The sequence below is a fragment of the Microcystis sp. LEGE 08355 genome (assembly GCF_015207185.1).
In the GTDB taxonomy this organism is placed as follows: Bacteria; Cyanobacteriota; Cyanobacteriia; order Cyanobacteriales; family Microcystaceae; genus Microcystis; species Microcystis panniformis.
In genome coordinates this window covers 1-10,206 of record NZ_JADEXI010000118.1, presented here as the reverse complement: position 1 = coordinate 10,206, position 10,206 = coordinate 1, and the positions used below count along the sequence as shown (strand labels likewise).

Sequence of the window (10,206 nt, the reverse complement as noted above, 5' to 3'; positions counted from 1 at the left end):
AAGTCTGTGGACTCTGGGTAAGACAGTACATGGTTTTTTAACTGTGGTATGCGACGGTGGTGGAAGCAGAAACTTAAATCGTGAGGTTTAGGAATCGCCGCACTTTTAGGGCGGCGAGGATGTCAAGCAGTTGTATTTACCCTTGTGCGATACTTGGGTTATCTATGATAATTCTGGGGATGAACCGCACTTAGTTGCTGCGTTAGGATTTAATCAACCTCCTATTATTTATAACCCAGACACCTTCCGAATCATTACCAGAAACCAAAATGACTGAACCCACCTTAACGGAACTGCATCAGAAAATCGATACAGGTGTTAGAATCGCAATCGCAGAAGCAATTGAGAGACACCGCCTCTTAGGAGAATCTATCAGCATTTTCAAAGATGGCCAAATTGTCACCTTAACAGCCGCGCAAATTCCGCCAAAACTTGCCAAAAAAACGGAAGTGTAAAAAATTGGTTGACTGTATCAAATTTCACTATTCATAGAAACAGTTTCACCTATCCGAGGGATTTATATAGGGCTTGCTGAATAAATGTGAAATATAGACGAGGTAAGGGTTTTAGGGTTCTGTTTTGCTCTCACAGGTGCAAGATTTTGAGAGAATCTTCGTTTAAAACCTTGCGTCTTCATCGGCCCGTGTCCTGTAGGGGCGAAGCATTCGGGCAATAACCTATCGGTGAAACCGTAGATTTTCTATCCGAATGCTTCGCCCGTACTTTTTCAGCAGACCCTATATAGATGTCGGTTTTAGCAAATTCCCGTTACGAAAATCAAAACTACATAGTATAATAGTACTGTTAGTTACTTTTCGAGGTGTAAATATGACGTTAACAGAAAATCAAAAAAACCTTTTGCGATGGATAGTTAAAGAAGTACGGGCTGGTAATCTTAAAGAGGACAGTATTTGGTACATTACGACTCTTACCGATTATGGTTGGGTTGATTACAAGGGTTCTGATAGCACTCCTTCTGTCGAATTCCCAACGTTCGATATCTTAGAAAAATATGATTATGTTATATGGCAACAAAAAAGCCAGAATCAATACAAGGGCGCTCTAAAACAAAAAGCTTATGAAGCGGTTGATTCTAACTTTGCTGAACCCAATCGCTCGGCTATTCGTCATCTAATTCCCTTGACTGAAGTTGAACATTTAGACTCTGAACTATGGGAGAGAGTCCTTTTTTCTGTGAGTGCGGGTGGAGATAATCCAAAAGCGTGGGATACTGCGATTCGCAATGCGACAGTGGTTTTAGAAGACCGCATGAGGAAACTGGGAAATATTGATAATATTAATCAAAAAGCCACGGGTAATGGTATTGTTAACCTAATTTTTGGAAGCAATAAATCTGTACAAAAAGATAAGCTTCCATCAGAAGAATTAGAGGCATACCGTGATTTATATTCGGGTACAATGAAGCTTTTTCGTAACCGTTACGCTCATCGATTCATCGATCCTAAACCAGAGGAGGGTGGAGAAATTATCGTATTCATTAATTTATTGTTGAAGATGCTAGATAATTTAGATTGGGAGACAGAAAACGAGAATACATAAATCTCTAATTCTTGTCTGGTTTAACGGTGGATTACGCTGACGCTAATCCACCCTACTGTAGGATAATTGTCTTCTAGCTTCGTAGAGGATGACAGCAGTAGCGATCGCAACATTTAAAGATTCCACACCACCAAAGAGGGGAATTTTCACCGTTTCATCGGCTAAAGTCGCTAATTGGGGTGATAAACCAGCCCCTTCATTGCCTAATAATATTAAAGTCGGACGGGTAAAATCAATCTCCCAGTGGTTTTTGGTGGCTGTGGGTAAAGTCGCGATCGCTTTTACCCCCTGTGCTTGATATTTTTTCACTAAAGCCGATAAATCCGATTCTACCACTAGGGGCGATCGAAACCATTCCCCGGCGGAACTGCGGATCACTTTGGGATTATCGATTTCGACGCTATCGAGACTTAACCAGATACCCTGTACTTCCGTAGCCACGGCAGTGCGAATAATAGTGCCGAGATTACCCGGATCCTGCAATCTTTCCAAAACTAAGCCCAATTGTAGCGGATTTTGGGGGGTTGGATGAAGGTGATGACGGGAAATAGTGGCAATCACACCATCGGGATTAACCGTTGTTGCTAGGGAAGCGAGGACTTCCGGGGAAACTATCTCGACTCGTTTGGCTTGATTTGGAAGCTTCTCTGCTAATTGTCCCTGTCTTTGCCGCCACTTTTCCGTCAAACAGACCGTCTCCAGGGAACAATTCACGGCTAAAGCCGTCTCTAGTAAGTGGGTTCCCTCAATTAAGGACAAATTCTGCTCCTGTCGCTCTCTAGTGCGGTGTAGCTTGCGAATTTGCTTGATTAAAGGGTTTTGAACACTGCTAATCATAGCCGTTACAGGAGAGCGATCGAGATTATAGCCAATCGGATTTTTCACCCTGCTAGGGCTACCCTAAACAACTGCGTCTTGAGGGAGATAATGCGGAACTCGGGACTTGAACCCGAAAGTCTTTGCAGACACTAGAACCTGAATCTAGCGCGTCTACCAATTCCGCCAGTTCCGCATTTTTCTTTCACAATCTTTTATTATACTATCGGACAATCCATAAGTCAAGATAGTTGAGATAATTAAGACAAAAATCGCTTTTCGGGGTAGAATCACCAATAATTTCCTCAAAAATCTGATACAGTGCAGTCTCATTTTGCTGAAGCTTTCCTTAGCCAAGACTCCCAACTAAGATAAATGAATGATCCTATGACCATCGATACCGAGCATCCCTATTTAGAAATTCAAGGTCGTCACTCTCTCAAGGGTGAAGTTAAGATCAGTGGTGCCAAAAATGCCGCTCTAGTGATTATGGCGGGGGCTTTACTCTGCTCCGACGAGTGCCAGATTGGTAATGTACCTGCCCTGGCCGATATCGAGCGGATGAGTCAAATTCTCTCGGCTTTGGGCGTGCAAGTCCGTCGCACCGGAGATAGACTAGAGATTGATGGCAGAGACCTCCAACAAGCTCAAGCACCCTACGATCTCGTCTCCCAGTTGCGAGCCAGTTTTTTCGCCATCGGACCGATTTTAGCCCGTTTGGGAGAAGCAAAAGTTCCCCTCCCCGGCGGCTGCGCCATTGGGGCCAGACCGGTTGATCTGCACGTTAGAGGCCTACAGTCAATGGGTGCAGATGTATTAATCGATGGCGGCATGGTACACGCCCGCGTTAAGGGTAATGGTCGTCTGAAAGGGGCGAATATTTATCTGGATTATCCCAGTGTGGGAGCGACGGAAACCCTAATGATGGCGGCGACTTTAGCGCAAGGGGAAACCATTCTCGGTAATGCGGCCCAGGAGCCAGAGGTGATTGATTTAGCCAATTTTTGTGTTTCCATGGGGGCAAAAATTCGCGGTGCCGGGACCAATACAATTGTCATCGAGGGAGTTTCCCGTCTGCACAGTACCGATTACAGTATCATTCCCGATCGCATTGAAGCGGGGACTTTACTGATAGCCGGGGCAATTACCCGCTCAGAAATTAGTCTTTATCCCGTAATTCCCAGCCATTTAGCTTCGGTAATTGCCAAACTGCACGAAATCGGTCCGGAAGTGGTGGAAGATGGTCCCAATCGTCTCCGGATTATCCCTAGAGACTTAAAAGCCACCGATATGGAAACCCTGCCCTATCCCGGTTTTCCCACGGATATGCAGGCCCAATTTATGGCTCTATTAACTTTAGCCGAGGGCAGTAGCGTGGTTAATGAGACGGTTTTTGAAAATCGTCTGCGTCATGTGGCCGAATTAAAGCGTCTGGGAGCAGATATCAAGGTCAAAGGAAATGTCGCTTTAGTGCGCGGTGTGCCTTTCCTCTCTGGAGCGCCGGTGATGGCCACGGATCTACGCGCTTCGGCAGCTTTGGTGGTAGCAGGATTGGCAGCCCAGGGGACTACTATTGTGCAGGGACTCCATCACCTCGATCGAGGTTACGATAATTTAGAGGGTAAATTAAGAGCATTAGGGGCAAATTTACGCCGGGTTGATCCTTTAGCCTTAGAATTGGCTACCCTGTCCCCATCTTAATAGAAAAAGGGCGAAGCATTCGGGCAATAACCTATCGCTGAAACCGGAGATTTCCCATCCGAATGCTTCGCCCCTACAGATATTATCTGACTTTTTCACCGCCTATTCATCTGCTGTAAAATAACGCTCTAGAAAATCGAGAGCATGATTTCTTAAATCATAATATTCTTGAGTTTCTCGCATGGCGTGACGATCCCGGGGATGGGGAAAAGGCACTGTTAAAATCTCACCGATATTAGCATGGGGCCCATTGGTCATTAAAACAATGCGATCGGACATGAAAATTGCCTCATCTACATCATGGGTAATCATAATCACCGCTTGCCGGTGACTCTCCCAAATTTTCAGAACTTCCTGTTGTAATTTTCGCTTAGTTAAAGCATCTAAAGCCCCAAAAGGTTCATCCATTAATAGCATTTTCGGTCGAGTTACCAAAGCGCGAGCGATGCCCACCCGCTGCTTCATTCCGCCGGAGATTTCTTCGGGATATTTATCAGCAGCGGCCGTTAAATGCACCATAGCTAAATGTTCATTAACAAGGCTATTTTTTTCAACTTTACTAGCACTTTTAAGAACTTCATCCACCGCCAAGCGAATATTTTCTCGCACTGTCAACCAGGGCAAAAGAGAATAATGCTGAAAAACCATCATGCGGTCGGCCCCCGGTTTACGAATTAACTTTCCTTCTAAAGTCACCTGTCCCGAGGAGGCTTGTTCTAAACCGGCAATAATTTTTAAAAGCGTCGATTTGCCGCAACCGGAATGACCGATCACCGAAATGTATTCCTGGGAACCAATAGTTAGATTGACCCCATCGAGGACAACAAAATTACCGCCATCAGCCTGAGGATAAGCTTTAACAATATTTTTAATCTCTAAAAATTCCTCCCCGGAAAAGGAACTTGAGAGCGAGTTAGGAACAGAGGAGAATTGGGCCATAATAATTAATTATCCCTGCAAATAAAAGAATTGAGGTGAATTGGCGCGAATTTCAAAACTGTTGAGATAACCGACGAGATCGCTAGGATCAAAAGCTTTTTGATCGATAAAAGCCCCCGGCGGTACGACGTAATAATCCTCGCTGGGAGAAACAATACCCATATCGTCGGCGATTTGACGGTATAAATCGGTTTTCCAAGCTTTTTTGGCTACTTCTTCCGCATTTTTGGGTATTTCAGCAATCTGTCCCCAGCGAGCGGCCTGGGTGATTAACCAAAGACTTTCCGATTGCCAGAGAAAGGTAGAATGATCGTGATCGGCTTTGGCAATATCTTTTGGCATGGCGAAAAAAATTGTCGTCGCTAGATCCTCAACCAGACGTTTTCGATCATCGAAACCGCCATAGTTGTAATCCCCAACGATACCGGGGCGGGTAAATTGTGGTTTTGCCCCTGTAAACGAGCGCCCAGAAATGATCGTCGCTACTTCCTCTCGATTTTCAGGTCGATCGCAATACTGACAAGCTTCAATCATCGCTTTGACTAAAGAGCGATAGGTTTTCGGGTTTTCTTCGATAAAAGACTCCATCACCGCTAGAATGCGATCGGGGTGTCCTTGCCAGATTTCCCGTCCCTGGGCAAAGGTAAAACCGACCCCTTCGTTACCGGTAATCGCCCTAGTGTTCCAGGGTTCGGCCACCATATAAGCTTGCATTGTGCCAATACGCATATTGTTGACCATCTGCGGCGGCGGAATAATCAAAAGACGAAACTCCTCGATCGGATTAATGCCCATCGATGCCGTCAGGTAACGCAGGAAGTATTCATAGATGGAGGAACTCAAGACCACCGCCCAGATGCGCTCTTCTGGGGGGATACTCTGGAAATAGGCTTGCAGTTGCCGGCCCGCTTGCTCAAGATCGCCATTATACTCTCGCCAAGGTCGAAGGCCAAAATCCCACATCGGCCGGTTCATGGTCATAGCGTTGCCGTGACGATGAATAGTCATCGCCCCACACAGAGGGGCAACCCGCGCCCCTTCTGCTCCCGTCCTCGCATTGGTAATCGCCCCGGAGACCACGGGAGAAGCGTCCAAGCGTCCGAAGATAATCCCATCACGGGAATTCGCCCAACTTGCTTCCCGACTGAGGCTGACATTCAGTCCATACTTACGAAAAAAGCCTTTTTCCCAGGCGACGGCGAAGGGGGCGCAATCATTGACGGGGACATATCCCACGGTGAGGTGAGGTTTTTCTAGGGTTTTCGGGTCGATAATCGGGGTTACGGCTAGGGCTGCCTCGGTTAATCCCGTCGGGTTGCGACTGGCATTGATAGTACAGGCAGTCAGGCTACCAGTCACCAAAGTCGTCCCCAATCCCTGAAGGAAGGTACGTCTAGATATGGGGGGAATCATGATATTAACTGCCCGGTTTAGCGGGACGATGGGTGACAAGGACTTGTAAACGGCTAATTAGGTAATCGAGGATTAAACCGGTAACGCCGATGACAATCACCGCCAGAAAGACGGAACTAAGGTTTAAGCGATTCCACTCATCCCAAAGAAAAAACCCGATTCCCACACCTCCGGTTAACATTTCCACGGCTACGATGACTAGCCAAGCAATTCCTAAACTTAAGCGCAATCCCGTAAAAATGTAAGGCAAACTAGCGGGGAGGATAATTTTAAAAATCTGGCGATATTTGGGCATTTCTAGGACTCTGGCCACATCGATATAGTCTTTGGGTACACTACCGACTCCTAGGGCTGTATTAATCATGGTTGACCAGAGGGAGGTGATGAAAATCACAAAAATGGCCGAGGGTTCCGCGACTCCAAACATGGCCAGAGAGATGGGTAGCCAAGCTAGGGGGGAAACGGGGCGTAGAATTTGAATGATCGGATTGAGGATGAGCATAGCTGGCCGGGATAGCCCGATGAGAAACCCGACCGGAATAGCCACTAATGCTCCCAACAGAAAACCGATTAAGACGCGTCGCAAACTGGCCAGCAATAGCCAACCGATGCCGAGATTGCCCGGACCGCGACGATAGAAGGGATGGAGAATATAATCGAGATTGCTAGTCAAGGCCTGCCAAGGATTGGGCATCAATTCACTTCGGAAAGTCGCAATTACCCACCAGAGGGTAATCAGACCGATAAAACCCATCGCCGGATACAGTACCACATCCTTAAACAGCCAAGCTTTCGCTTGCCTGCCTGTGGCACGCCCAGCGACTAAAATAGCCGCAATATTCATGTTATTTACCCTTGTATAAGGATCGAGGTACAGATAATGAGCAGTACCAACCAAGAATCCTGAAAGAGCCAGAATATTTGCAGGAATATCTCCTATTCTGTTTCTCTTCAGTCTTCCCCCAATGCCGACGAAGTTAGCTGACGGGCTAGGACTGAGAGATGTCCTTTTCATTGACTGAAATTCGCCCCAAATTCGGTTCCTCCGCTTCAACAGACCACGGTTGAATTAGGCTGACTTACTCTATTTGCCCAGAATGATAACATATTCGATCGAGTTGTGGGAAAATCCCGGTCGCCCCTGATACTAAATCCTTTTTTAACAGTATGATTAACTCCCAATCCAACTTTAAAAACCCACTCCCCACTTCCCCAATTCATAATTCATAATTCATAACAGGAGTCCGCAGCGATCGCATTTACCAAATCTTAGCCATTACTAATACAAACCCCGGCAATTCTGGATCACCACTAATGGTTTCAGGAGCATTTAAAATCTCCGGTTCTCGATGGGGACGATAAATATAGACTTGGCGATTTTGGCGATCGATTAACCAACCCAATAAAGTACCATTGGCAATATATTCTTCCATCTTTTTCTGCAAACTGGATACCGTATCACTAGCAGAACGCAATTCAATGACAAAATCGGGACAGATGGGGGCGAAAGAGGCTTTTTGTTTTTCTGTTAAAGCATTCCAGCGTTCTAATTTAATCCAAGCAGCATCCGGTGAACGAATTGCGCCATTGGGCAGCGTAAAACCCGCACTAGAATCAAACCCAAGCCCCGTTCCATCTAGTTCTGACCAGTTCCCCAGTTGCAGAGCTATATTAAAATTGCGATTACCCGTATCTGAAAAAGCAGGAGGCATAACGATCACTTCTCCACTAGCACTGCGTTCAATGCGTAAATCTCGATTGGCTAAACAAAATTCATAAAATTGCTCCTCCGTCATCGGCATAATCCAAGGAAGATCAATCATCAGAGGAGCCGAGGTCGCTTGCACAAGTAGTGTCGTCATATTTTCGCCCTACTCAAGAATTACACGAATTAACAACTGAATGCCCTTCAATCTTAACTTAGCTCTTGTCATCGGCATTATTGACTACTAAAAGATAGAAGGCGATCGCTCTTAACCTTGCCAAAGAAGCCTGACGAAGAGGAATGTAAATATTTATAAAAATGTAGCTTAGAATACAGTTCGGGGGGGGTAATGTGTATTGTTTTGCTATCCCCTTTTGGTGTTGGGTTGGGTTATTGCTTGACCTGGCTACTGCAATAAAGACTAAAACCATGAACAATCATCTATTCGCCTCTTTGCTTACCTTGGGACTAACTTCAATAACGATATTTCCGAAAAGTGCTAATGCATTTTTCTTTTCAGCGACTGGTGGAGATACTTATCAAATTGTAGAACTGCCTGTCAATGATACTCCTGTTACATTCCTAATAGACACTGGCTCAAAATACACAATTTTAGATGATGATATTGCTTCACTTCTAGATTTAACAGAGACAGGGACAACAATTTTTTTACCTGATGTTAGTTTGACTGGACCTTTAGAATCTGGTTCCATTGTTATTGTTGATTCAGTTCAAGAAGTTCCTATAGACTTCCTTGTTTCCGATTTTCCTTTAAGTCTTGGACTTGGGGTAACAGGAATTTTAGGTGCAGACTTTTTTCAGTCTGTTAGTTTTACTTTGGACGACGTACTTTTAAGTATTAATCCAGATTTTCCAGTCACTTCTGAAAACGGAAGATATCTAGTGACAATCCCAGTTAAAGGTGTAACTGGTACTGTAGATGTAAAATATCTTATTGATACAGGAAGTCCTCGAACTATAATTTCTACAGCTAATCGCGATGCTGCTGGATTATTACCCTTACTTAATCCAAAGACGGGGGAACCATTAACAGCAACACTTGAAGGTGGTGCAACTGGTACTTCTCCCGTAGAATTAGGTAATTTAAACAAAATTGGAACTATACCTTTTGTCATCAATAATGTTCAGGGTTTGCCTAAAGGAGTATCAGGAATACTTGGCTCTGATGTATTGGATAAAAGATTTAAATTAGAATCAGACAAACTTACAATTACTCTACCAAGTCCACCGAATCCACCAAATTCAAAAGAAGTAACTCCAGTCAAATTTATCACAACTGAGAAAGTCCCCGAACCCTCCTCCATCCTAAGCATACTAGCCCTCGGCACTCTAGGCGCAGCTTCAACCCTCAAGCGCCAATTGAAATCCTCTAAATCCTCAGAAAAAGAAACCACAAAAGTCTCCTAATACCATCAATAAAATCCGACAATTCCCCTTCATTAATTGGAGGGGTTTTTATCAGTTGTCATACTAAATCCGTTGAGTAACGCACAGAAAACGGGTTTCTCCGAGAAACCCGTTTTCTACTCATGTGTTCCGCGAGCGAGATTTGCCCATAATTCAGCAGATAAACTACCATTAATGCTTGGGTATAGTTTTTCCTGGCTTAGGGGGATTGAAAGTTTAATTTTCCCTGAATCTTTCTAACAGTTCTGAGCGAGATAAATTAGCCAGAGAAAGAAGTAAACTGGTGCGTTCCGAGATAGGAAGTTGGGCAATCTGTCCCACCAGACTAGATAATTCTGCATCTAGGCTGCCAAAGCGTCCTTCCAGAAGACTGGTTATCAGGGAATACCGTTCTTCTAAACTGCCTCGTTGTATCCCTCGTTGTATCCCTTCTTGTATCCCTTCTTGTATCCCTTCTTGTTTCCACTCTTCCCGTTGTTGTAAATAAGCTGGTGATAGGTTCATAATCTCCTCCTGTTCCTCGGCACTTAAATTATCTCTTAATTCCAAACTCTTGCGCCAGTTGGCCAGAATTTCCAGTAAATTCTCTTGGAAGGGATTCCCTTCAGGCAATTGCACTAATTCTTCTACTGCTCGTTTCTGTG

9 protein-coding genes, 1 tRNA gene, 1 pseudogene and 1 riboswitch are annotated in these 10,206 nt (G+C 44.9%); of the genes and pseudogenes, 4 read left to right on the top strand and 7 right to left on the bottom strand.

Features of this window, described 5'->3' with window-relative positions; all coding sequences use genetic code 11:
* Positions 1 to 269: 269 nt before the first annotated feature.
* Together IQ242_RS08365 and IQ242_RS08360 are read left to right on the top strand one after the other, a co-directional pair.
* Positions 270 to 455, top strand: coding sequence for a hypothetical protein (locus tag IQ242_RS08365; protein WP_072927206.1), 186 nt, complete (start codon positions 270 to 272; stop codon positions 453 to 455).
* A 373-nt stretch (positions 456 to 828) separates the two neighbouring features.
* The gene (locus IQ242_RS08360; RefSeq protein WP_193959647.1) at positions 829 to 1,560 is read left to right on the top strand and encodes a TIGR02391 family protein; all 732 of its coding nucleotides are present in this window, start codon (positions 829 to 831) and stop codon (positions 1,558 to 1,560) included.
* Between the two features lie 42 nt (positions 1,561 to 1,602).
* On the opposite strand, the gene IQ242_RS08355 is transcribed toward IQ242_RS08360, so the two are convergent.
* Both IQ242_RS08355 and IQ242_RS08350 read right to left on the bottom strand, forming a co-directional pair.
* A complete protein-coding gene (locus IQ242_RS08355; protein WP_193959648.1) occupies positions 1,603 to 2,397 on the bottom strand; it encodes an RNA methyltransferase in 795 nt (264 codons plus the stop codon).
* Between the two features lie 91 nt (positions 2,398 to 2,488).
* A tRNA-Leu gene (locus tag IQ242_RS08350) sits at positions 2,489 to 2,572 on the bottom strand.
* 191 nt (positions 2,573 to 2,763) lie between these two features.
* On the opposite strand from IQ242_RS08350, the gene murA reads away from it, so the two are divergent.
* Positions 2,764 to 4,077: a UDP-N-acetylglucosamine 1-carboxyvinyltransferase gene (murA, locus tag IQ242_RS08345; protein WP_193959646.1), complete on the top strand. Its 1,314-nt coding sequence runs from the start codon at positions 2,764 to 2,766 to the stop codon at positions 4,075 to 4,077.
* A gap of 102 nt (positions 4,078 to 4,179) precedes the next feature.
* On the opposite strand, the gene IQ242_RS08340 is transcribed toward murA, so the two are convergent.
* The 4 genes from IQ242_RS08340 to IQ242_RS08325 all read right to left on the bottom strand — a co-directional run bounded on the left by IQ242_RS08340 (position 4,180) and on the right by IQ242_RS08325 (position 8,291).
* Positions 4,180 to 5,016 carry an ABC transporter ATP-binding protein gene (locus tag IQ242_RS08340; protein ID WP_193959645.1) on the bottom strand — a complete coding sequence of 279 codons (837 nt, stop codon included), beginning with the start codon at positions 5,014 to 5,016 and terminating at the stop codon, positions 4,180 to 4,182.
* A gap of 9 nt (positions 5,017 to 5,025) precedes the next feature.
* Positions 5,026 to 6,429 (bottom strand): CmpA/NrtA family ABC transporter substrate-binding protein, encoded by a 1,404-nt coding sequence (locus IQ242_RS08335; protein ID WP_193959644.1) that lies wholly within the window; start codon positions 6,427 to 6,429, stop codon positions 5,026 to 5,028.
* A 4-nt stretch (positions 6,430 to 6,433) separates the two neighbouring features.
* Positions 6,434 to 7,273, bottom strand: a complete 840-nt coding sequence (gene ntrB, locus IQ242_RS08330) for a nitrate ABC transporter permease (protein WP_108936655.1) — start codon at positions 7,271 to 7,273, stop codon at positions 6,434 to 6,436.
* A 107-nt stretch (positions 7,274 to 7,380) separates the two neighbouring features.
* Positions 7,381 to 7,515: riboswitch (cyclic di-AMP (ydaO/yuaA leader) on the bottom strand.
* Positions 7,516 to 7,688: 173 nt separating this feature from the next.
* Complete coding sequence (locus tag IQ242_RS08325) at positions 7,689 to 8,291, bottom strand: Uma2 family endonuclease (RefSeq protein ID WP_190722978.1); 603 nt, start codon at positions 8,289 to 8,291, stop codon at positions 7,689 to 7,691.
* 272 nt (positions 8,292 to 8,563) lie between these two features.
* Between IQ242_RS08325 and IQ242_RS26890 the strand changes: the two genes are divergently transcribed.
* A complete protein-coding gene (locus tag IQ242_RS26890) occupies positions 8,564 to 9,562 on the top strand; it encodes a pepsin/retropepsin-like aspartic protease family protein (RefSeq protein WP_193959643.1) in 999 nt (332 codons plus the stop codon).
* Positions 9,563 to 9,778: 216 nt separating this feature from the next.
* Here IQ242_RS26890 and IQ242_RS08315 read toward each other — a convergent pair.
* Positions 9,779 to 10,206, bottom strand: a pseudogene (locus tag IQ242_RS08315) (hypothetical protein); the annotation flags it as partial.

Coding starts and splice junctions, on each gene's coding strand:
- IQ242_RS08355 (WP_193959648.1), bottom strand. CDS start 2,397: ATGATTAGCAGTGTTCAAAACCCTTTAATCAAGCAAATTCGCAAGCTA.
- IQ242_RS08365 (WP_072927206.1), top strand. CDS start 270: ATGACTGAACCCACCTTAACGGAACTGCATCAGAAAATCGATACAGGT.
- IQ242_RS08325 (WP_190722978.1), bottom strand. CDS start 8,291: ATGACGACACTACTTGTGCAAGCGACCTCGGCTCCTCTGATGATTGAT.
- ntrB (WP_108936655.1), bottom strand. CDS start 7,273: ATGAATATTGCGGCTATTTTAGTCGCTGGGCGTGCCACAGGCAGGCAA.
- IQ242_RS08360 (WP_193959647.1), top strand. CDS start 829: ATGACGTTAACAGAAAATCAAAAAAACCTTTTGCGATGGATAGTTAAA.
- IQ242_RS26890 (WP_193959643.1), top strand. CDS start 8,564: ATGAACAATCATCTATTCGCCTCTTTGCTTACCTTGGGACTAACTTCA.
- IQ242_RS08335 (WP_193959644.1), bottom strand. CDS start 6,429: ATGATTCCCCCCATATCTAGACGTACCTTCCTTCAGGGATTGGGGACG.
- murA (WP_193959646.1), top strand. CDS start 2,764: ATGACCATCGATACCGAGCATCCCTATTTAGAAATTCAAGGTCGTCAC.
- IQ242_RS08340 (WP_193959645.1), bottom strand. CDS start 5,016: ATGGCCCAATTCTCCTCTGTTCCTAACTCGCTCTCAAGTTCCTTTTCC.